This is a genomic window from Streptomyces sp. NPDC092370 (genome assembly GCF_044755265.1).
Taxonomy (GTDB): domain Bacteria; phylum Actinomycetota; class Actinomycetes; order Streptomycetales; family Streptomycetaceae; genus Streptomyces.
In genome coordinates this window covers 747717-768138 of the sequence record NZ_JBIVQO010000001.1, presented here as the reverse complement: position 1 = coordinate 768138, position 20422 = coordinate 747717, and the positions used below count along the sequence as shown (strand labels likewise).

Below are 20422 nucleotides of genomic sequence, written 5' to 3'. Positions count from 1 at the left end.
CTGCCAAATTCGAACAGGCGTATCATTGAGCCGTGGCTACGACCTATGACTTTCCGAGTGACCTCCTGGCCGGTCAGGAGGAACTCCATCAGGTCCGGGCCGAGCTCTCGGCCCTGCTGAAGCGGCTTCCCTGGTCGGTGGAGCCGCTGGACGGTTTCAGCGACGACAACGGCTGGCGCAAGGTGGAACGCCCCGCCTCCCCGGGCTGGACCGCCGACGAACAGGCCGAAGTGGAGAAACTCCGGCGGCGGGAGCACGAACTCGCGGTGTTCGTCAGCACCCACCGCTACTGGTCCGAGCTCGCCGGCCCCGAGCGGGTGACGGCCCGCTCGGAGCTGAAGCACGCCCACGAGGTTCCGCCGGAGGAGACCGGCGGAACCTCCTGACGCCTGGCCGGTCAGCCTTCGGTTGGGCTCCCGCTCTTGCCGAGGAGCTTGTTCATCTCACCGATCTCGGCGTGCTGGGCGCTGACGATGTCGTCGGCCATGGCCTTGGCGGGGGCGTAGCGGAGTGCCTGCGCCTGCTGTCCGTGGCTCCGCCGGGGCAGACCGCCGCCGGGCGCCGGCCCGTGCATGCCGAGCAGCCCCACCAACAGCTCCGGCACGCACAGCGGATGCCACCGCCGTACGGCGGATCGCGAGGCACGCTGCCCGGGACTGTTCACCCGCACATCGCAGGAACAGCCCCCACCCCGACTCGGACCGGGTCGGACACGCACGCGGTTCACCGCCAGGTGTGCGACGGGCCATAGCCCCATCGGATGAACTCATCAACCGCCTACAACCAGGCGGCTCCCCCGGCGGGTCGTACACCCGCACCACACGAATGATTCCGAGGGAGATCCATGAGCCAGCAGTACCCGCAGCAGCCGGACCAGCCCCAGCCGCAGCAGCCCGGCGACGGCGCCCCGGCGCCACAGCCGCCCAAGAAGCGCGGGGTGGGCAAGATCGCGGGACTCGGCTGCGCGGGCATCCTCGCCCTCTTCGTCATCGCCGCCGTCGCCACGGGCGGCGGAGGAGACGACAGCGCCGACACCTCGAACAAGGACAAGGCCGTCACCGCCGAGGGCCGGCCGGAGGGCAACAGCCCCAAGAAGAGCGGGCCGGCGCACGAGAAGACCCAGGCCGAGCAGTTCCGCGGCTGCGTCGCCGAGAACGGCACGGACACGGAGAAGTCCGCGGTCGAGCACGTCACGAAGGTGACCGGCGCGGACAAGCGCAACGACATCCTCGACGCGGCCGAGGTCTTCACCGACTTCAGCGGCGGCCTGACGGGCCCCCACCAGGGTGAGGGCAAACTGATCGCCTCCGCGTTCACCTCCTGCTACGAGTCGGAGAACGGCCTCGTCACGGTCTACGACAAGGACGGCGAACTCCTCGCCAACGCGAACTACTGAGCGGCCCCTGCCGCCTGCCGTGTACCGCCGGGCAGCAACAGGAAAGGCCCTCCAGGGATGCTCCTGGAGGGCCTTCGACCCGAAACTCGACGCTGTGGGCGCGGACGGTTTCGAACCGCCGACATCCTGCTTGTAAGGCAGGCGCTCTACCCCTGAGCTACGCACCCGGCTCCCGGACCACGCGCCCAGGACGAGTCGACAGCCTACATTGCCCGGGGCGCGGTACCGCAAACCCGTATCGCGGGACCCCGCCGGCCCCGCACCTGGGGTTAACCCCACCCCCGATCCGGGAGTGGCCCGGATCCCCCGGCGGGCCCCGGATCCATACGGTCGTAGAGCGCCCCGCAGCGCCCGTCGTCCGTCCAGGGGGAGATCGTCATGGCCCGCACCACCGGCACCACCAGCACCACAGGCACCGCCTCTGTCCGCGCCGCCGCCCTCATGGGTGCCGTCGTGGTGCTCGTCGCCGGTCTCAGCGCCTGCGGCGCGTCTGCCGGGGACGACACGGACCCCGACCACCGGTCCTTCGGCCTCCAGGGCCGCACCCTCACCGTCGACTCCGACGACTCGGCCCTGGAGATCGTCGCCGACGGCGGCAACCCGGCGGGCAGGATCGAGGTCACCCGCTGGTTCAAGGGCTCGGTCGTCGTCGGCAAGGAGCCCGAGGTCACCTGGGCCATGCGGGACGACCGCCTGGAGCTGCGGCTGAAGTGCTCAGGCGTCGTCGCCGACTGCTCGGCCAAGCACCGCATCGAGGTGCCCCGCGGCATCACCGTGAAGGTGCGGGACGGTGACGGCAGCGTCCGCGCCCGGGGATTCCGCGACCCCCTGGACATCCGCACCGGCGACGGCTCCGTCCGCGTCACCGACACCACCGGCCCCTTGGAGGTGCGCACCGGTGACGGATCCATCCGGGCGGACGTCTCCTCCCGCGACGTCCGCACCCACACCGGCGACGGCTCGGTCCGCCTCGAACTCGGCGTCGTACCGGACCGGGTGGAGTCCCGCAGCGGCGACGGGTCGGTGGACATCGCACTGCCCCGGGCCACGTACCGCGTCACCACCGAGACCGGCGACGGCGGCGTCGATGTGTCCGTGCCCCGCGACGAGACCAGCTCCCATGCGGTCTCCGCCCACACCGGCGACGGCAAAGTGACAGTCCGAACGGCGAACTGACCGGCCCGTGTGTTCGTCCTTATCCGGTGGGAGAATGACACCGGGCAGGGTGGACCACAGCACGGGAGAGGGATGTGACGGCGACACCAGCGCAGCCGTACTCGCCGTCGGTGCCGCGCGCGCAGGGTCCGCGCCGCCGCGTCCCCCGCACTCCCGGTCCGCTGCGCGACACGCTCACCCTGACGATGCTGCCGCTGCTGGCCGCACTGGCCCTGCCCGCCGCCTTCGCGGGCGGGGGCACCCGGCGATGGTTCGGCGGCCGGGCCGAGAACCAGCGGGCCGAGGCCCAGGCCGCGAAGGACGCCGCCGCGGCCGCTTTCTACGAGCTGGACACCGCCCAGCGCGACCTGCGCATCTCGATCGAGACGATCAGCGCCGTCGACGACTCCCCCGCCGCCCGGCGCGCCGTCGCCGACTTCCACGACCTCGGCCGGCGCATCGACGAGGCCAGCCACCGGTACATCGACGCCGTCGACGCCCACGACCTCGACCGCGACGACCTGGAGGCCTCCGCCGCCTCCCGCGCCCGCGGCGAGCTGACCGCCGCCAAGGAGGAACTCGGCCGGGTCAAGCAGGAGCTCGACCGCTTCACCGACGGCCTCGGCCCCCTCCTCGGCAAGGCCGAGACGCAACTGGCCCGGCTCGCCCCCGCGGTCGAACGCGCCCGGCAGGCCCTGCTCGCCGCCTCCAACGCCCTCGACGCCGTCCGGGCGTCGGGCCTGACGGCGGACGACCTCGCCGCCCGGCTCGCCGCCCTCTCCCCGGAGCTCACCAAGCTGAACCAGGGCGCCGGGCAGCACGGCGTGCCGCAGACCCTGGAGCGGGCCGAGCGGGTCACCCGCGCGGCCGAGGCGGTCCGTGTGGAGGCCGAGCGGCTGCCGGACCTCGCCGCCGAGATCGACCACCGGCTCGTCTCCCTGCGCACCCGCGCCCAGGCCCTCACCACCCGCTCCGAGCAGGTCGAACCGACCCTGAGCGAACTCCGCCGCCGCTTCACCGCGGCCTGCTGGCAGGACCTGCAGCACGTCCCCGACGCCGCCGCCGAGAACGTCCGCCGGGCCGAGACCAGACTGGCCGAGGCCCACACCGCCCGCGGCGAACAGCGCTGGGCCGACGCCACGGCCCTGCTGTCGACCGTCCGAGCCCTGCTGAACAGCACCGACGAGGCCGTCTCGGCCGCCGGCGACCGGCTGCGCCGTCTGAACGCCGTGCAGAAGGACCCCCAGCAGGAGATCGAGCGCACCCGCTTCGCCATCCGCGACGCCCAGCGCCTCGCCATGGCCGGCCGCAACACCCCCGACCCGCGCCACGCCCGCCCCCTGGACGACGCCGTGTCCCGCCTGGACCGTGCCATCGCCACCCTGGAGGGCCGCCACCCCGACTACTGGCACTTCCTCACGGAGACGGAAGCGGTCCGCCGGACAGTGGCACGCGTCGTCTCCGAGATCCGCGAGGAGCGAGGGGCCGGACACTGAGCCCGGCCCCCACCGGTCTCAGGTGCGGAAGGCGTAGTAGTACGCGTTCGGGTACGACGCGACGAGGCTCGCCACCGACCTGCGGAGGGTGTTGTTGGAGTGGTAGGTCACGTACGGCACACCGCCGCTCTTGTACGTGACGATCATCGTGTGGTCCTTGGACCCGTCCCTGTCGAAGTCCACCTGGAGGACGTCGCCGACCTCCAGCTGGTAGACGTTGGCGAGCGGCGTGGTCCGCTTGGAGTTCTGGGCGAACCAGGACCACTCGTTGACGCCGATGAACGAGTGCGACTGGATGTCGGCGTTGCCGAACCACCTGGTGTAGTCGTACACGTAGCCGGGGACGTGCTTCCAGCCGCCCGCCTTCAGGGACTGGCTGACGAAGTTGGTGCAGTCGCCGCCGGCACCGCGGCCGCTGAAGTCCGGGTAGTCCTTGTTGTAAGCGTTCCAGTGCTTCTCGGCGTAGGCCGCCATGGCCTTGTAGTCGTACGTCGTGCCGGTCTTCGGGGCGGCGGCCGGGTTACGGGTGATCGCCGCGCGCGGGGCGTTCGGCGTGGTGTTGCCGGCAGTGGTCGCCTTGACGGGGGCCGGCTTGGAGAGCGCGTTCACCGCGAGACCGCCCTGGCCGGTGTCGCGGATGCCGGTCAGCCGCCAGTCGCCCTGCCGGTCGGCCTTGAAGGTCAGCTCGTGCCGGGCCTGGAATCCGGTGGTCTTCGGCGCGTCGCCACGGGCCCCGGCGTAGGTCAGGGTCGTGGTCTCGGTGACCTCCGCCTTGGCCGTGCGGCCCGTCACCCGCGTGGCGTTCAGCGTGACGGTGGTGCTGGCCTTGCCGTAGGTCTCGCCGGCCTTCGCCAGCTTCTCCCTGCGCTGCGCCAGCGCGGACAGGGCGGCGTCCTCGGTGCGGGCCGTGCCCGGGGACAGCGCGACGTCGCCGGAGAAACCGTCGGTCAGCGGCTGGTCCGCGCCGGTCCGCCCGCCGTCGACCAGGGCGTTGGTGCGGTCGGTGAAGACCGCGTCCGCCAGCCGCTGGAAGGTGGCCCTGGTCCGCGCGTCCACCGTCGGGTCGTCGCTGACCGCCGCGCCGGCGCTCCAGGTGGGCAGCAGGGCCGCTCCGGCGACGACCGACGTGGCCGCGGCACCGAGTATCGTGACGCGACGGCGCGTCCCGCTCAATTTCCTTGATTTCACTGGTGTTTCCCCTCTTGCCCCCGGCCAAGGGTTGCCGGGGTAGGAGATCTTTGCATGAAATGTGTGACTGATGTGAAGAGGGTTGCGCCTGTTACTTCTAACCCTGATCACTTCACGACGGCCGACCAATCGGGCGACTGCGCCGGGTCCAGACCGCGCAGCCGCTGCAGCGTCCCGGGCTTCTGGACGTCGAGCCAGTCGGCCAGTTCCCTGAAGGACACGCACTTGACGTCCTTCTTCGTGCACATGTCCTTGATGACCCGGTCGACGGCCCTCATGTAGATGCCGCCGTTCCAGTCTTCGAAGTGGTTGCCGATGAACAGCGGGGCCCGGCTGCCGTAGTAGACGCGGTTGAAGCCGGACATGTAGGAGGCGACGGTCTGCTCTTCCCACTCGGGGTAGTTCGCCGGGTCGCCCTCGGTCTCACCCTCGGACTGGTTGTAGAGGAAGTTGAAGTCCATCGACAGGCCCTGGTACTTGCCCCCCTCGTAAGGGAGCATTTGCAGCGGGAAGTCCCAGATGCCGTTCTTCTTGCGGGGCCATATCTGGAAGTCGCCCGCGGAGCTGGCGTCGTAGCGCCACTTGTAACTCTTGGCGGCCTTCAGCAGGTTCTCCTGGCCCTCCAGGCAGGGCGCCCGGCCGCCGGTGACCTCCTTCCTGAAGTCGAACGGCAGCGGGGCGACGTCGCGGAAGCCGGTATTGGTCTTCCACTTCTCGGCGAAGTCGTAGAACTGGTCGATCTCGCTCTTCCACTCCGCGACGCTCCAGTCGCCGCCGCCCTTCTTGCCGCAGAAATGGCCGTTGAAGTGGGTGCCGATCTCGTTCCCGCCCTGCCACGCCTTGCCGAGCTGCTCCAGCGTGGTGCGTATGTGCTCGTCGGTGGCGAAGCTGATCGCCGCCGAGCCCTTGGAGTGCTGGGGCGGGGCGTAGAGCTCCTTCTTGCTCTTGGGCAGGAGGTAGATGCCTGTGAGGAAGAAGGTCATGTGGGCGTCGTACTCCTCGGCCAGCTCACGGTAGTGCGAGAAGAGCCCGTCTTCGCCCTGCAGCGCACCGTCCCAGGAGAAGACGACGAACTGGGGTGGCTTCTCGCCCGGTTTGAGCGGTACCGGCTTCAACTGCCCCTGCTGCGGCCCGGTGTAGGAGGTGGAGCCGTCCCCGAGGACCTTCGTCCTGCCGTCCCAGCGAGGTTCCTGGTCCGGCTTCGCGGGGGGCTCCTTGCGGGGCCCGGAGGAGGCGGTCGGGGTGGTGGTGTCCGAGCGGGTCAGGACCACGTAACCCGCGACCAGGGACGCGACGACCAGAAGGGCCGCCAGGGTCAGCATCCTCGCCGGTATGGCGCGGCGGGGTGCGCGAGGTCGGCGGCGGCGGCCGGACGGCGGTTTCATGCGCGGCTCATTCTGCGAGGGGGGAGTGGGGGTACGGAGCGGTGGCGGGCGGGCGTCAGCCGATGCCGCGGGCACCGGACCAGATGCGGTACGGGACGCTGTCGGGGAGGGAGCCCGCGATCCCGTTCAACGGCAGTGGTTCGAGGCTCTTGGCGAGGTCGATGCGGTAGGCCACGACGGACGTCGACACGGAGTTGGCCGTGCCGACGTACCAGGCGGCGGTGTCGTTCGGCGTGGTGCCGGCCTTCCCGGCCACCGCGACGGTCGTGACCGCCCCCGGGTGGGCGATGCGGAAGGCGTCCGTGAGGGCGGACTGGACCGCCCCGGCCACGCTCGCCTTCACCGCACGGCGGGACGCCGGCTTCGTCAGCGCGACCTCGGAGCCGTTGCGGGTGATCCGGGCCACCGAGTACGGCTCGACGTGCTTGCCGGCGGCGGCGAACGTGGCGTATCCGCTCGCCATACGGATCGCGCTGGGCGTGGCACTGCCCAAGGACATCGCGGGCACCTGCGGGCCGAAGCTGGAGGAGAGCAGGCCCGCCCGCTGGGCGGTGGCCCGCACCCGGTCCAGGCCGGTGTCCATGCCCAGTTGCATGAACGGCGTGTTCACCGAGAGGGCGAGCGCCCGGCTCAGGCTGATCCGGCCGTAGGACTTCTTGCCGTCGTTGTGGGAGGTGACCTGTTTGCCACCGCGGTCCCAGTAGGGGCCCTCGGGTGTCATGACGGCGATGCCGTCGTCCCCGTCGTACAGCGTCTGCGGGGTGACCTCGGTCGCGGCGCCGTCCCGGGTCTTGTGCACGCCGTTCTCCAGGGCGGCGGCGTAGACGAAGGGCAGGAAGGCCGAACCGGCGGGCACGGTGGTCGCGTTCGACTCGTTGTAGCCCTGCTTGCGGTGGTCGGGGCCGCCGTGGACGGCGAGGATGCGCCCGTCGGTGGCCACCGAGGCGGCGCCGAAGTGCAGCGACTTCGCCTTGGCCGCGTCGTCCTTGCGCGCCTGCTTGCGGGCCTTGTGCACGGCGTCGGTGAGCGCGGTCTCCTGCTTGCGGTCGAAGGTCGTGTAGATCTGGTAGCCGCCGAGGTCGAACTCCCTGGCCGAGAGGTGCGCCGCCTTCTTGGCGTACCGGGCGGCCAGTTCGACGAGGTAGTCACTCTGCTTGCCGGTGTCGTACCCGGGCACCTGCTTCAGCGGCTCGGGGAACTCCTTGTAGCGGGCCCGCTCGGACTTCGACAGCACGCCGGTGTCGACCATGCGGTCGAGGATCCAGGACCAGCGCTCCACCGCCCGGGCGTGGTTGGCCTCGCTCAGGGCCGGGTCGTAGAGCGCGGCACCCTTGAGGAGGGAGGCGAGGAAGGCGGCCTCACCTGCGTCGAGTTCGCCGACGTCCTTGCCGTAGTAGGCCTGGGCGGCGCGCTGGATGCCGTAGGTGCCGCGGCCGAACCAGCTCGTGTTGAGGTAGCCCTCGAGGATGTCGTCCTTGCTCATCCCGTTGTCGAGCTTGACGGCGAGCATCGCCTCGGTGAACTTGCGGCCCACCGAGCGGTCCTGGTTGAGGTAGACGTTCTTGACGTACTGCTGGGTGATGGTGGAGCCGCCCTGGGTGTCTCCCTGGCCGACGGTGCGCCACAGGGCGCGGCCGATGCCACTGAAGGATATGCCGGGGTCGCTGTAGAAGCTCGCGTTCTCCGCCGCCAGCACCGCGCCGCGGACGTCCTCGGGGATGTCCTTCAGCGGCATGGCCTGCCGTCGCACCCAGCCGGTGCGGGCCATGGGCGTCCCGTCGGACCAGAAGTAGACGTTGTCCTGCTGGGTGGCGTACGAGTTGAGGTTCTCCGGTATGTCGGTGGCTGCGTAGGCGGAGCCCAGGAGGGCGAGGGTCAGGCCGGTGAACGTCAGCGCGGCACCCAGCCACTGCCGCCAGGAGGGCGCCCAGCGCCGCCAGCCGGTGCGGTCGGCGTGCGGGTAACGGGGCCGGATGCGGCGGGCGGTGGCCGCGACGCGGGTGACGAGCCGAGTCAGCCGGGGTGCCCTGCGCCGGTGGCGTGACCTGGCGGGTCCGTCCGGGGCCGTGGCGGAAGACGAGTTCGCGCTGTCGGTGGCGGCCACTTCGACGATACGCAAGAGCATGGTCTCGTCCGCGTGCCGGGAAGCGGGGACCTTCAACTGCATGGTCTCGTCCGATTCCCGCTCAGCCTTGGACACGGCTGTCTCCCTCCCCCTCACGGTGATGCTCGCGCGGAAGGCCATGGCTGCCGTGGGTCGACTGCAGCGAGCCTTCACGTTCCCCCGCCCTTACGGCTCCTCGCGGCCATCGAAAGCTATCAGCGGCCTTTACAGTTCCTCCACGCCGGTACGGCAACAGTGACCAAAAGGAATCCCGAACGGCGTTATTTCCACCGGCATGGATAATCTGTCCCCATGCCTCGCTACGAGTACCGCTGCCGGACCTGCGGCGACACCTTCGAACTCAGCCGTCCCATGGCGCAGTCCTCCGACCCCGCGGCCTGCCCCTCGGGTCACGACGACACGGTGAAGCTCCTCTCCACGGTGGCGGTCGGCGGCTCGGCCTCCGCTCCGGCCCCGGCACCCGGCCCGGGTGGCGGCGGGGGTGGCTGCTGCGGGGGTGGCTGCTGCGGCTGACCCTTGTCCCCGGAAGTCCTGTCCTCAGGAGTTCTTCAGCTTCGGTTTCCTAGCGTGGTGGCATGACAGCCATCGCAGCGGACGCCGGACCGCAGTGGGTCAACGACCTGATGGACGCGCTGGGTGCGCCGGGTGCCGGTCTCGCCATCGCCCTGGAGAACCTGTTCCCGCCGCTGCCCAGCGAGGTGATCCTGCCCCTCGCCGGGTTCGCCGCGAGCAGCGGCCGGATGAGCATGCTCGCGGTCCTGCTGTGGACGACGGCAGGCTCGGTGATCGGCGCGCTCGCGCTGTACGGGGTCGGTGCGCTGCTCGGCCGTGACCGGACGGTGGCGATCGCGTCCCGGCTGCCGCTGGTGAAGGTCTCGGACATCGAGAAGACCGAGGCGTGGTTCCTGAAGCACGGCACCAAGGCCGTGTTCTTCGGCCGGATGATCCCGATCTTCCGCAGCCTGATCTCCGTGCCGGCGGGCGTGGAGCGCATGCGTCTGCCGGTGTTCCTGGGGCTGACCACCCTGGGCAGCGCGATCTGGAACACGGTGTTCGTGCTCGCGGGCTACTTCCTCGGCACCAACTGGCACCAGGTCTCGGACGTCGTCTCCGCCTACTCGAAGATCGTCTTGGCGGTGGCTGCCGTGGCGGTGGTGGCGTTCACAGCCCTGCGGCTGCGACGACGCCCGGAAACGGGCGCGGGGAACCGCGCGACAAGCCATGACGAACAGGTACCCGCACGATCACCGCACCCCCCGAACTCCTAGGCTCCCTGGCCGGACCCGGCGGCGGCGAGAAGCTCCCGCAGGATCCGCTCCCCGGCCAGCACCCCCCGTTCGGGAAGCGCCCTGAGCGCGGGAGCCGTCCAGCCGGTGTCGGCCAGCTCGCCGTGGCCGGGGCGCCAGCTCCGGTCGGCCGCGAGGAGGAGGTCGGCGTCGAGCAGGGAGTCGCCGGCGGCGAGGGTGAGCTCGGCACCGGTCCGGCGGGCGACCTCGCGCATCGCCGCGCTCTTGGTGAGCGGCTTGGGAACGGCGTAGATCTTGCGGCCCTGGAGGGACACCGTCCAGCCGCGGTTCTCCGCCCACACGGCCAGTTCCTTCACCCAGTCCTCGTCGAGCAGCTCCCGCTCGACGACGAGGTAGGCGAACAGGTCGTCGGCGACGCGGTGCTTGCGCACCCACACCGGGTCGGCGGCCCGCAGCAGGTGTTCCTGCACCTCGGCCAGGGGCGCGCACCGGTCGGCCAGCCGGGCGGTGACCCGGGCGTGCCAGTCGGGGTCGGAGACGCCGTCGACCAGGAGGTGGCCCCCGTTGGCGCAGATCGCGTACCTGGGCTGTGGGCCCGGCAGGTTGATGCGCTGGTACTGCTTGCGCGTCCGGGTCGTCGTCGGCACGAACACGGCCGCGTCACCCAGGTCGGTGAGCAGCCGGGCCGCCGTCTCCGTCATGTACGACAACGGCTTGCTCTCGTGCACCTCCACACAGAGCAGCCGGGGTGCCCGCGCGTCCGGCATGGTCAGCGCGAGAGCGGCGGAGGAGTAGATCAGGGTGCGGTCGAGGTCGCTCGCGACGAGTGCGGTCATCAGAGGGTCACCGCCTTGCCGTCGGCGCCGGTCGCGCCCCGGGTGTACTGGGGATGGATCAGGCCGACGCAGGTGTAGGGCAGTGCGTCGACCTCCTCGACGGGCACGCCGCGCTGCTCGGCCAGCATGCGTACGTGGTCGAGGTCGCTGCCCGCGCCGGCACGCGCCAGGACCTTCCAGGGCACCCGGCGCAGCATGACCCGGGTGGTCTCGCCGACGCCGGGCTTGACGAGGTTCACGTCGTGGATGCCGTACTCCTCGCTGATGCGCTCCACGGCGGCCCAGCCCTCCCAGGTGGGCGAGCGGTCGGTCGCGAGCAGGTCCTTGGCCTGGGCGCAGGCCGCGTCCGTGACCTCGGGGAAACGGGCGGACACGGCGTCCAGGAAGGTCACCGAGACGTCGGTGCCGGCGAGTTCGCGGTAGAACTTCGCCCCGTGGAAGTCCTGCGGGCCCACCAGGTCCGCGCGCAGCACGGTCCGCGAGATCAGGCCGGAGACGGTGGAGTTGAGGCAGGCCGAGGGGATGAGGAAGTCCTCGCGGGTGCCGTAGGTGCGTACGCAGGAGCCCGGGTCGGCCAGGACGGCGATCTCGGGGCTGAAGCCGCCGATGCCGTCGGTCTTCTCGAACTCCGTGAGGGCCTGGGCGAGTTCGCGGGTGATGGCGCCCTTGCCGGTCCAGCCGTCGACGAAGACGACGTCCCGCGGGTCGTGGTGCTCGGCGAGCCAGCGCAGCGCGTTGGCGTCGATGCCGCGGCCGCGGACGATCGACACGGCGTAGTGCGGCAGGTCGAGGCCGTGCCGGTGCTGCGCCCAGCGGCGCATGAGGACGCCGACGGGGGTGCCCGCGCGGGCCAGGGAGACCAGGACCGGACGCGGGGACCGCTCGGCGAGGACCGTCTCCGTGACCACACCGACCGCCTGGGCGATACGGGCCGCCGAGGTGTCCAGGGCGGCGTGGAACAGCTCCTGGTACTGCTCGCTCGGCTGGTACTCCACGGGCAGTGACTCCGCGTAGTGCGCGCCGCCGCTCTGGATCGCCTCCTCGCGCTCCTCGGTCGGCGCCTCCAGTGTGACGCCCGAGAGGTCCTGGAGCAGCCAGCCGACCTCCTCGGGGGCGTACGAGGAGAAGGCGGGGCCGCGGAGGGGCTCGGGCAGCATGGAGGGCCTTTCGGGGGCGTGCGGGGCCTCGGGGGCGTACGACGGTACGACGGCGAGGAGGACCTGCGGGGTGTGCGCGGCGAGCCGGGCCAGCAGGCCGTCCGGCGCGTGCAGCCGGGGGGTGTCGGCGGCCGAGTCGACGACGGCGACGACGGCGTCGAAGCCGGCGCCTGCGATGTTGTAGGCGTATCGCTCGCCGGAGCCGTCCGCGGGGTTGTCGTGGGCGGGGAAGACCAGGCGGGTGCGTATCGCGTAGCCGGGGTCGTCGACCGCGAGGACGGGCGAGCGGGTGGTGGTGGAGTAGCGGACCTCGACGTCGGTGGTCCGCTCCAGCTCGCGGGCGAGCCTGAGCGGGGCGTACATCAGCTCCTCGAAGCCGAGGACGTGCACGCGCCGGGCCCCCTGAGGCAGCGCCTCGGCGAGCCGGGCGGCCATGGCGGGCAGGGCGGCCTCCAGCCGGGCCCGGTGCGCGGGGGTGAATCCGTGCCGTCCGCCGTCGGGGAGGCCTGGGGGCCAGTGCAGGTTGACGCGGGTGACCTGGGGGTCGGTGCCGTCGTCGTCCGGGTGCGGGCCGGTGGGGGCTGGTTGCGCAGTTCCCCGCGCCCCTGGTGAGTCAGCCCCGTGGTCGGCTTCGACGGCAACGCCGTTGTCCGGGGGCGGGGGGAAGTGCGCGACCGGCCCCGATGCGGCCGCGGACGAACGACGGCTTCCTCCGGCGCTCTCGGACTCGTACCGGGCCACCAGCTCCTGCCCCTTCTCCAGCACCCCGTCGGGCAGCCGCACGGTCCCCGAAGCCGCCGTGACCAGGTCGACGCGGGCGCCGATGTCGCGGGCGAACTCCTCCAGCCGGCCGGCATCGGCCGCCGACCGCATGTCCACCAGCGCCACCACGACGTACCGGCGCCGCGGATACCGCTCGTGCAGATCCCGGACGGTGTTCAGCACCGTGTTGCCCGTGGAGAACTCGTCGTCGACCAGGACCAGCGGCCCGACGCCGGTGAGCAGCGCGGGGTCCTCCGGCAGCAGCAGGTGCGAGGTCGCGTGGGAGTGGGACTCCTCGAAACCGCCGGCCGGGGCGAGACCGTCGATCGGGCGGCGGGTGGAGTGCAGGTAGGGGGCGGGGCCCAGTCCGTCGGCCACGGAGTGGCCGAGGCCGGTCGCGGTCTCGGCGTAGCCGAGGACGACGGCCCTGCGTGCCTCGTCGGCGCCCAGCAGGTCACGTACCCGGCGGCCGAGCTCGAACCCGTGGTCGTACACGACGGACGGCGACTGCGGCACGTGCTTGCCCAGCACGTTCGACACCAGCAGGTGGGCCCGCCTGGGGTTGCGGCGCAGCGCCAGCCCCAGCATGCCGGTCAGCCGGTCGTCGCCGACGAGCTCGACGCCGAGCCGCTCGGCGACCCAGCTGCCGGACCAGACGTGGTCGGCCTCGTCGCGCACCTCATGGTGCTCCCCCTGGTTCACTGCCTTCTCCGCCTTCTTTCGCCTTCTCGGCCTTGTCCATGTCCCTCGCGTCGTGACGTCAGCCCGGCAGTCCCGCCGCCAGCAGTTCCACGAAGCCGATGTCCTGGTTCGCCACGCCGAAGACCTCGGCCCGCAGCAGGGTCCGCTCGGCCCAGGCCCGGTGCGGCTTCACCTCGTTCATCTTGTTCGTGTAGGCCGACCTCATCACGCCCCCGCCGCCGCGTTCGGGGCGCAGGATGTCCCGGGCGTCGCAGAACTCCTCGTGGCTGACGACCGACAGGGCGTGCACCGGCAGGACATGGGAGGGGTGGATGCAGGTCTTGCCCAGCAGTCCGTTGGCCTGGTCCAGGGAGATCTCCCTCAGCAGGCCGTCCATGGCGTGCTCGATCAGCTTCTCGCGCAGTTCCGCGGCCTGCACCTCCAGGAAGGGGCTCTGGCGCAGCAGCGGCTTGAACATGCGCTCCTGGACCCGGAAGTACTCCCACACCGGCCCGGTCACGGTGAAGCCGGTCCCGTCGGCGCGGCCCAGCATGTTCACCACGTCCTCGATGACGGAGGCGACGATCTGCACGTCGTAGGCCGTCATGTCGGGACCTCTGCGCAGCCCGTAGGAGGAGCAGAAGTCCGTCACTCCGAGGCGCAGGGCGAGCACGCGCTCGCGGTACTTGTCGATCGCCCGGGAGATGCCCTCCAAGGTCTCCACGCGGGACTCCCGGTACAGCAGCTCCGGGGACTCCAGCACGGGCATGGCGAAAAGTCGACGGCCACTTTCGGCCTCGGCGGCGACCAGGGCCTCGAGGAAGGGCATGCCGCGTTCCTCGGTGAACTTGGGCAGGACGAACCCGGACAGCAGCCGGACGGCCGGCCCGAAGCGTCGTACGAGGTCGGGTATCTGCCCGGGGGCGCGGACCCGGATGAACAGCAGCGGCAGGTCGGCGTCCGGGATGTCGTCGAGGGCCGCGAACTGGCGGACGAGGTTCTCCTCGCCGGGGCCGACGTCCGCGTCGTCGATCGAGTCCTCCAGGCACAGCACCATCGAGACCACACCGCGACCGGACTGCTTGAGGATGTCGTCGGCGAGACGCGGCCGGGTGGCCGGGCTGTAGAGCGTGGCGCCCAGGGCGGCCGCGAGCAGCCGGGCCGGTGAGTCCGCGGTGAACGCGCACGGCTCGCGGTGGAAGAGACGCTTCCGCACCTCAGGGGCGACGTGCCCGAAATGACGCATGGAACTCCCCCGTGGTGGTTGCGCGACCTGCGAATCGATGAAAGCTGGCCGGTAATAGTACGTAGAAGTCCATGTCAGAGGTTCCCATCAGGCATGAATTTCAGGTAACGCGGGCCACCACAGCCAGTACCCGGCCATGACCACGGTAGTCCGCGACGGCGGTCGGCGCCGCTCACGACCGCGCCCCCACGTTGTCGTGAGCAGGACCGAGAAGGCAGGATGACCGCATGACGCACGCGATGCTGAAGGGGTCGAACGTCCCGCTGGAAGCCACCACGGTGCGCGCCGTGCTGCGCTGGACCCCCGGGCAGGGGGTTCCGGACGTCGACGCCTCAGCGCTGCTCCTCGGCCCCGAGGGTCGTGTGCGCTCCGACGAGGACTTCGTCTTCTACAACCAGCCCCGGCACCCGGCCGGGAAGGTGTGGCGGCTCGGCAAGAAGCGGGACGCCGAGGGCCTGACCGACACGATCCAGACAGAACTCACCGGTGTCGAGCAGGAAGTCAGCCGGATTCTGCTCGTCGCATCGGCGGACGGCGTGACGTTCGACCGCGTACAGGCGCTGCGCATCCTGCTGTACGACGCCGCGGACTCCGACGCCGAGGCGCTGGCGTATTTCGACGTCAAGCCGGAGACGGGCCAGGAGACCGCGCTGATCTGCGGGGAGTTGTACCGGCGCGGGGAGGGCTGGAAGTTCCGGGCGCTGGGCGAGGGCTATTCGAACGGGCTGAAGGGGCTCGCGACGGACTTCGGCATCTCGGTGGACGAGTCGGAGGCGGCCGAGGAGCCGACCACGACGGTCCCCGCGCCGCCCACCACGAACACGCCCGCGCAGCAGACGACCGCCGGTCCCGCGCAGCAGCCCCCCGAGGTCTCCCTGCCGCTGCCCCCGGAGCAGCCCGCCGCAGTGCCCGCGCAGCCCGCCTACGGGTATCCCCAGCAGCCGCCGGCGACCCAGCCGGCGTACGGCTACCCGCAGCCCACCGGCCGGCCCGCGTACGGCTATCCCCAGGCATCCGCCGCGGCGGGGGCGGCGGGGGCGCAGACCGGCTACGGCTACCCGTCGCCGGTCACGGCGGTCCCCGACGCGGACTTCACCCTGCCCCCGCAGGGCCCGCAGTTCGCCGGACGCTAGGGCCCGGCAGCGACGTCGGCCGGGGCTCGGGGTCAGCGATCGACCTTGGTCTTGTAGCCCCGGCCCCACTGCAGCCCCCACCCGTACAGCCGGTCGAGTTCGGCCTGGAAGCCGTAGACGAACTTCGCCTCACGGCGGACGACGATCTCGTTCTTCACCTTCTCGATCATGACGACGGCACAGGAGCGGGCCTGCGGCTGGCGTTCGTCGAGGTGGATCTCGATGCGGGGTCCGTTGCTCGGGTAGAGGGTGACGATGGCGTGCGCGCGGTCGAAGGCGGGCGTCTGGTCGTAGATGTAGACGAACACCAGCAGCCGCTTGATCTGGTCGCTGTGGTCGAGGTTGATGTACATGGTCTCGCCGGACGCGGAGCCGAAGCGGTCGTCGCCGCTGAGCTTGACGTACGGCGCGCCGTTGACGTCGCCGAAGTAGCCGCCGAGGGGCTGGACGACGCCCTTGCTGCCGTCCTGGAGTTCGTAGAGGCAGCCGAGGTCGAGGTCGACGTTGACCATGCTCTGGCTGTGGCCGACGACCTCGGGGGGTTTGAGTGCCCGGAAGGGATGGCGCAGCAGGCTCTCGCGCTGGTTGCCGCCGATGTCGGACGTGCGCATCCGCCAGCTGAGGTTGACGCGCAGATGGCCGGTGGCCGCGCCCTGTTTGCTGAGTGATATCTGCGCGCGCCGCTTGGTCAGCTCGATCGCGTTGGTCGACGCGTCGCCCGAGTCGAACTGCGCGTCACCGCGCCGGAGTCCGTCGAACAGGCCCATTCCGCCCCCCACGTTCACTTGGAGACCGCGGGTCATCGCCGTACCCGCGGCCCTTGACGACCGACGGGGCGGCCGCCGAGGACTCGCCTCGGTGGCCGCCCCGCACAGAGCGTTCCTCACCCGGAGGGGTGTCACACCCCGGACGAGACCTCAGTCTTCGAGTCGGAGCCGGAGTCTCCCCCGGCCGCCGCGATGGCGCGGTTGCGGCGGACGGAGGACCAGAAGGAGGCGCCGATCAGGACGACGCCGATGAGGCCGGTGACGATCTCGTTGATCTCGTAGCGGATGGTGACGAGCAGGATCGCGGCGAGCGCGCCGATGGCGTAGTGCGCGCCGTGCTCCAGGTAGACGTAGTCGTCGAGGGTGCCCTGGCGGACCAGGTAGACCGTGAGCGACCGGACGTACATGGCGCCGATGCCGAGGCCGAGGGCCATCAGGACGATGTCGTTGGTGATGGCGAAGGCGCCGATCACGCCGTCGAAGGAGAACGACGCGTCCAGGACCTCGAGGTAGAGGAACATGAAGAACGCGGCCTTGCCGGCCACGACCACGGCGGACTTGGGCTTGCCCTCGCGCGCGGCCTTCTCCTCGGCCTCGTGCTCGCGCTCCTCCTCCTCTTCGAGCTTGTCCTCGAAGTAGCCGGACAGGCCACCGACGATCATGTACGTGATCAGACCGCCGATGCCGGAGAGCAGAACGGTCTCAGCCTTGTCGACGTGCGTGCCGCCGTGCTGGTGGGCGTGGGTCGCGAAGGTCATGGCCGAGATCAGCAGGACGATCAACGCGATGCAGACCGACAGCATGTCGACCTTGCCGAGCTTGGCCAGCGGGCGCTCCAGCCAGCCGAGCCACTTGATGTCCCGGTCCTCGAAGATGAAGTCGAGGAAGATCATCAACAGGAACATGCCACCGAACGCGGCGATCGCCGGGTGGGCGTCGGTGACGAGCTGCTGGTATTGGTCCTTGTCGGTGAGCGCGAGATCGACGGCCTCGATCGGCCCGAGCTGGGCGCTGATCGCGACGATCACGACAGGGAAGACCAGCCGCATGCCGAAGACGGCGATCAGGATGCCGATCGTGAGGAAGATCTTCTGCCAGAAGGCACTCATCTTCTTCAGGATCCCGGCGTTGACCACCGCGTTGTCGAAGGACAGCGAGATCTCGAGGACGGACAGGATCGCAACGACGCCGAACGCGGTCCACCCTCCGTAGAAGACCGCTGCGACCAGGCCGAGCGCGGTGACCGCGAACGACCACCCGAAGGTTTTCAGAACCACTGGCTACCCAATCGTGTGTGTACGGGGCTCCCTCGCGCCGTACCCGGCTTTACGAACATTTGAAGCCGAAGTCTAGTCGGGCCCCCTCCGCACCCCACTGGCCCCTGGGTTTTGCCCATAACGCGTTATGAGACGTTGACCCCGAAGTCCAGCGCGATGCCCCGCAGCCCTGACGCGTACCCCTGCCCCACGGCCCTGAACTTCCACTCGCCCTGGTACCGGTAGAGCTCGCCGAAGATCATCGCGGTCTCCGTGGAGGCGTCCTCGCTCAGGTCGTAGCGGGCGAGCTCCTGGCCGTCGGCCTGGTTCACCACGCGAATGAAGGCGTTGCTGACCTGGCCGAAGGTCTGGCCGCGCTCGTCGGCCATGTGGATGGAGACGGGAAACACGATCTTGTCGCACTGCGGCGGGACCTTGGAGAGGTCGATCAGGAGCGACTCGTCGTCGCCGTCGCCCTCGCCGGTGAGGTTGTCACCGGTGTGCTCGACCGAGCCGTCCGGGCTCTTGAGCTGGTTGTAGAAGACGAACCACTCGTCCCCGAGCACGCGCCCGCTGTTGCACATCAGGGCGCTTGCGTCGAGGTCGAAGGGCGCTCCGGTGGTGGAGCGCGCGTCCCAGCCGAGCCCGACCATCACCTGAGTGAGGTTGGGTACGGCCTTGGACAGGGAGACATTGCCCCCCTTGGCGAGTGTGACGCCCATGATGCTGTCCCTCCCCTTGGGCCACCGGCCCGGCGGTGTCACTGAGGTGGTCCTGCACGTCCGGCGCCGCACGTAAACCGTGCGGCGCCGGACAAGAGGACCTCGGGGCCCTGTCGTCAGGGCCCGTCAGGTGGTTCAGACGTTCACACCGAAGTCCTGCGCGATGCCGCGCAGGCCCGAGGCGTAGCCCTGGCCGATGGCGCGGAACTTCCACTCCGAGCCGTGCCGGTAGAGCTCGCCGAAGACCATGGCGGTCTCGGTGGAGGCGTCCTCGCTCAGGTCGTACCGGGCGATCTCGGCGCCGCCGGCCTGGTTCACGACGCGGATGAACGCGTTGCGCACCTGGCCGAAGGACTGCTGGCGGGTCTCGGCGTCGTAGATCGAGACCGGGAAGACGATCTTCTCCACGTCGGCCGGGACGGTGGCGAGATTGACCTTGATCTGCTCGTCGTCACCCTCGCCCTCACCGGTGATGTTGTCACCGGTGTGCTCGACGGAGCCGTCCGGCGTCTTGAGGTTGTTGAAGAAGATGAAGTGCTGGTCGTTGCCGACCTTGCCGGAGTTGTTCAGCAGCAGCGCGCTGGCGTCCAGGTCGAAGTCCGTGCCGGTCGTGGTACGGACGTCCCACCCCAGACCGATGATGACCGCGGTCAGGCCCGGCGCCTCCTTGCTCAGCGATACGTTGCCGCCCTTGCTGAGGCTGACTCCCACGAGTCCTCCCTTGGTGTCCAGGGGCGGGATGCCCCGTTGTGCTCGGATGTCGGATCAACGAGTCGATCCTAGTGACGGGTTCCCGCCGCACGCAGGCCCTGAGGCCGGCAATTCGGCGGGTGTCGAGCGGTTGCCGCCCGACCGGCGTCACAGGGAGTCGAGCGCCTTCACGTAGTCGTTCAGGTCGCGCGCGTCCGGCAGGCCGTTGACGACGGTCCACCGCACGACGCCCTCCTTGTCGATGACGAAGGTGCCGCGCACGGCGCAGCCCTTGTCCTCGTCGAAGACGCCGTAGGCCCGCGAGACGTTGCCGTGCGGCCAGAAATCCGACAGCAGCGGGTACTCGAGGCCCTCCTGCTCGCCGAAGACGCGCAGGGTGTGGATGGAGTCGTTGGAGACGGCGAGCAGCTCGGTGTCGCGGTCGGAGAACTGCGGCAGGTTGTCACGCAGCTCGCACAGTTCGCCGGTGCACACGCCGGTGAAGGCGAAGGGGTAGAAGAGCAGCACGACGTTCTTGCGGCCCCGGAAGTCGGACAGCCGCACGGACCGGCCGTGATTGTCCTTGAGCTCGAAGTCGGGGGCCTTCTCGCCGACCTGGATCGCCATCGCTGTGGGTGTCCCTTCGTGGTCTCCTCGGGTGGGACCACCCTACGCAGGCACCGGCACAGGCCGGAGGGCGGGCCGACAGCGCCGGCCCGCCCCGCCGTACGACTAACGCTTGGACTTGGCGGCCTTGGGCGTCGCCAGCCGGCTGCCGCTCCAGTCCTTGCCGACGCTGACGCTCTTGGACGCCGTCAGACCCGCCGTGGTGGCGGCTTCCGAGATGTCGCTCGGCTCCACGTACCCCGAACGGCCGGTCTTCGGCGTCAGGAGCAGGATCGCGCCGCCCTCTTCGATGTACGTGGTGGCATCCACCAGCGCATCCGTCAGGTCGCCGTCGTCGTCACGGAACCACAGCACAACGGCATCGGCCACGTCGTCGTAGTCCTCGTCCACCAGGTCGGCCTCGATGATGCCCTCGATGGCCTTGCGGAGCTCCTGGTCCACGTCGTCGTCGTAGCCGATCTCCTGGACCACCTGCCCGGGCTGGAACCCCAGCCTGGCGGCAGGGTTCGTCCGCTCCTCCGCGTGGTCCGCGGTCGCGCTCACGGGTTGCCTC

Annotated in this window: 20 protein-coding genes and 1 tRNA gene; 7 read left to right on the top strand and 14 right to left on the bottom strand. The window is 70.3% G+C overall.

Annotated elements, in window-relative coordinates; translation table 11 throughout:
• Positions 1-32 precede the first annotated feature (32 nt).
• On the top strand, positions 33-386 hold the full coding sequence (locus ACIQHQ_RS03395) for a hypothetical protein (RefSeq protein WP_402609602.1): 354 nt from the start codon (positions 33-35) through the stop codon (positions 384-386).
• A gap of 11 nt (positions 387-397) precedes the next feature.
• Here ACIQHQ_RS03395 and ACIQHQ_RS03390 read toward each other — a convergent pair whose 3' ends face one another.
• Positions 398-664, bottom strand: a complete 267-nt coding sequence (locus ACIQHQ_RS03390; protein WP_402609600.1) for a hypothetical protein — start codon at positions 662-664, stop codon at positions 398-400.
• A 180-nt stretch (positions 665-844) separates the two neighbouring features.
• Here ACIQHQ_RS03390 and ACIQHQ_RS03385 point away from each other — a divergent pair, with 180 nt between their 5' ends.
• Positions 845-1396, top strand: a complete 552-nt coding sequence (locus tag ACIQHQ_RS03385) for a hypothetical protein (RefSeq protein WP_402609598.1) — start codon at positions 845-847, stop codon at positions 1394-1396.
• 95 nt (positions 1397-1491) lie between these two features.
• Here ACIQHQ_RS03385 and ACIQHQ_RS03380 read toward each other — a convergent pair.
• A tRNA-Val gene (locus tag ACIQHQ_RS03380) sits at positions 1492-1563 on the bottom strand.
• A 211-nt stretch (positions 1564-1774) separates the two neighbouring features.
• Between ACIQHQ_RS03380 and ACIQHQ_RS03375 the strand changes: the two genes are divergently transcribed.
• Together ACIQHQ_RS03375 and ACIQHQ_RS03370 are read left to right on the top strand one after the other, a co-directional pair.
• Positions 1775-2572, top strand: coding sequence for a DUF4097 family beta strand repeat-containing protein (locus ACIQHQ_RS03375; RefSeq protein WP_402609596.1), 798 nt, complete (start codon positions 1775-1777; stop codon positions 2570-2572).
• 74 nt (positions 2573-2646) lie between these two features.
• Complete coding sequence (locus ACIQHQ_RS03370; protein ID WP_402609594.1) at positions 2647-4047, top strand: hypothetical protein; 1401 nt, start codon at positions 2647-2649, stop codon at positions 4045-4047.
• A gap of 18 nt (positions 4048-4065) precedes the next feature.
• On the opposite strand, the gene ACIQHQ_RS03365 is transcribed toward ACIQHQ_RS03370, so the two are convergent.
• From ACIQHQ_RS03365 to ACIQHQ_RS03355, 3 genes are all read right to left on the bottom strand, one after another.
• A complete protein-coding gene (locus ACIQHQ_RS03365; RefSeq protein ID WP_402609592.1) occupies positions 4066-5220 on the bottom strand; it encodes an amidase domain-containing protein in 1155 nt (384 codons plus the stop codon).
• 122 nt (positions 5221-5342) lie between these two features.
• On the bottom strand, positions 5343-6620 hold the full coding sequence (locus tag ACIQHQ_RS03360) for a hypothetical protein (RefSeq protein ID WP_402609590.1): 1278 nt from the start codon (positions 6618-6620) through the stop codon (positions 5343-5345).
• 55 nt (positions 6621-6675) lie between these two features.
• The gene (locus ACIQHQ_RS03355; protein ID WP_402610614.1) at positions 6676-8787 is read right to left on the bottom strand and encodes a transglycosylase domain-containing protein; all 2112 of its coding nucleotides are present in this window, start codon (positions 8785-8787) and stop codon (positions 6676-6678) included.
• Between the two features lie 249 nt (positions 8788-9036).
• On the opposite strand from ACIQHQ_RS03355, the gene ACIQHQ_RS03350 reads away from it, so the two are divergent.
• Positions 9037-9258 (top strand): zinc ribbon domain-containing protein, encoded by a 222-nt coding sequence (locus tag ACIQHQ_RS03350; RefSeq protein ID WP_402609588.1) that lies wholly within the window; start codon positions 9037-9039, stop codon positions 9256-9258.
• A gap of 62 nt (positions 9259-9320) precedes the next feature.
• Positions 9321-10013, top strand: coding sequence for a DedA family protein (locus tag ACIQHQ_RS03345; RefSeq protein ID WP_402609586.1), 693 nt, complete (start codon positions 9321-9323; stop codon positions 10011-10013).
• Here the strand turns inward: ACIQHQ_RS03345 and ACIQHQ_RS03340 are convergent.
• The 3 genes from ACIQHQ_RS03340 to ACIQHQ_RS03330 are packed head-to-tail and all read right to left on the bottom strand — an operon-like array spanning position 10010 to position 14674.
• Complete coding sequence (locus tag ACIQHQ_RS03340) at positions 10010-10828, bottom strand: HAD family hydrolase (protein ID WP_402609584.1); 819 nt, start codon at positions 10826-10828, stop codon at positions 10010-10012. The genes ACIQHQ_RS03345 and ACIQHQ_RS03340 overlap by 4 nt on opposite strands.
• Positions 10828-13449, bottom strand: a complete 2622-nt coding sequence (locus ACIQHQ_RS03335; protein ID WP_402609582.1) for a phosphoribosyltransferase — start codon at positions 13447-13449, stop codon at positions 10828-10830. Before ACIQHQ_RS03335 ends, ACIQHQ_RS03340 begins: the two co-directional genes overlap by 1 nt.
• Positions 13450-13507: 58 nt before the next feature.
• Positions 13508-14674: an HpcH/HpaI aldolase/citrate lyase family protein gene (locus tag ACIQHQ_RS03330; RefSeq protein ID WP_402609580.1), complete on the bottom strand. Its 1167-nt coding sequence runs from the start codon at positions 14672-14674 to the stop codon at positions 13508-13510.
• A gap of 227 nt (positions 14675-14901) precedes the next feature.
• Here ACIQHQ_RS03330 and ACIQHQ_RS03325 point away from each other — a divergent pair, with 227 nt between their 5' ends.
• Positions 14902-15807: a TerD family protein gene (locus ACIQHQ_RS03325; RefSeq protein WP_402609578.1), complete on the top strand. Its 906-nt coding sequence runs from the start codon at positions 14902-14904 to the stop codon at positions 15805-15807.
• A 32-nt stretch (positions 15808-15839) separates the two neighbouring features.
• Here the strand turns inward: ACIQHQ_RS03325 and ACIQHQ_RS03320 are convergent, their stop codons facing one another.
• The 6 genes from ACIQHQ_RS03320 to ACIQHQ_RS03295 all read right to left on the bottom strand — a co-directional run bounded on the left by ACIQHQ_RS03320 (position 15840) and on the right by ACIQHQ_RS03295 (position 20412).
• Positions 15840-16574 carry a Tellurium resistance gene (locus ACIQHQ_RS03320; protein ID WP_402609576.1) on the bottom strand — a complete coding sequence of 245 codons (735 nt, stop codon included), beginning with the start codon at positions 16572-16574 and terminating at the stop codon, positions 15840-15842.
• A 131-nt stretch (positions 16575-16705) separates the two neighbouring features.
• Entirely contained in the window at positions 16706-17851 is a 1146-nt protein-coding gene (locus ACIQHQ_RS03315; protein WP_402609574.1) for a DUF475 domain-containing protein, read from the bottom strand.
• A 125-nt stretch (positions 17852-17976) separates the two neighbouring features.
• Positions 17977-18552, bottom strand: coding sequence for a TerD family protein (locus ACIQHQ_RS03310; protein WP_402609571.1), 576 nt, complete (start codon positions 18550-18552; stop codon positions 17977-17979).
• Between the two features lie 135 nt (positions 18553-18687).
• Positions 18688-19263 (bottom strand): TerD family protein, encoded by a 576-nt coding sequence (locus ACIQHQ_RS03305; protein WP_402609569.1) that lies wholly within the window; start codon positions 19261-19263, stop codon positions 18688-18690.
• Positions 19264-19410: 147 nt separating this feature from the next.
• The gene (locus tag ACIQHQ_RS03300; protein WP_402609567.1) at positions 19411-19869 is read right to left on the bottom strand and encodes a peroxiredoxin; all 459 of its coding nucleotides are present in this window, start codon (positions 19867-19869) and stop codon (positions 19411-19413) included.
• A 105-nt stretch (positions 19870-19974) separates the two neighbouring features.
• Positions 19975-20412, bottom strand: coding sequence for a DUF3052 domain-containing protein (locus tag ACIQHQ_RS03295; protein WP_062926619.1), 438 nt, complete (start codon positions 20410-20412; stop codon positions 19975-19977).
• Positions 20413-20422: the final 10 nt, after the last annotated feature.

Excerpts from the sequence above, each read along its gene's own strand:
- ACIQHQ_RS03330 (WP_402609580.1), bottom strand. The coding sequence starts at position 14,674 with ATGCGTCATTTCGGGCACGTCGCCCCTGAGGTGCGGAAGCGTCTCTTC.
- ACIQHQ_RS03350 (WP_402609588.1), top strand. The coding sequence starts at position 9,037 with ATGCCTCGCTACGAGTACCGCTGCCGGACCTGCGGCGACACCTTCGAA.
- ACIQHQ_RS03345 (WP_402609586.1), top strand. The coding sequence starts at position 9,321 with ATGACAGCCATCGCAGCGGACGCCGGACCGCAGTGGGTCAACGACCTG.
- ACIQHQ_RS03375 (WP_402609596.1), top strand. The coding sequence starts at position 1,775 with ATGGCCCGCACCACCGGCACCACCAGCACCACAGGCACCGCCTCTGTC.
- ACIQHQ_RS03325 (WP_402609578.1), top strand. The coding sequence starts at position 14,902 with ATGACGCACGCGATGCTGAAGGGGTCGAACGTCCCGCTGGAAGCCACC.
- ACIQHQ_RS03320 (WP_402609576.1), bottom strand. The coding sequence starts at position 16,574 with ATGGGCCTGTTCGACGGACTCCGGCGCGGTGACGCGCAGTTCGACTCG.
- ACIQHQ_RS03360 (WP_402609590.1), bottom strand. The coding sequence starts at position 6,620 with ATGAAACCGCCGTCCGGCCGCCGCCGCCGACCTCGCGCACCCCGCCGC.
- ACIQHQ_RS03385 (WP_402609598.1), top strand. The coding sequence starts at position 845 with ATGAGCCAGCAGTACCCGCAGCAGCCGGACCAGCCCCAGCCGCAGCAG.
- ACIQHQ_RS03300 (WP_402609567.1), bottom strand. The coding sequence starts at position 19,869 with ATGGCGATCCAGGTCGGCGAGAAGGCCCCCGACTTCGAGCTCAAGGAC.
- ACIQHQ_RS03355 (WP_402610614.1), bottom strand. The coding sequence starts at position 8,787 with ATGCAGTTGAAGGTCCCCGCTTCCCGGCACGCGGACGAGACCATGCTC.
- ACIQHQ_RS03340 (WP_402609584.1), bottom strand. The coding sequence starts at position 10,828 with ATGACCGCACTCGTCGCGAGCGACCTCGACCGCACCCTGATCTACTCC.
- ACIQHQ_RS03310 (WP_402609571.1), bottom strand. The coding sequence starts at position 18,552 with ATGGGCGTCACACTCGCCAAGGGGGGCAATGTCTCCCTGTCCAAGGCC.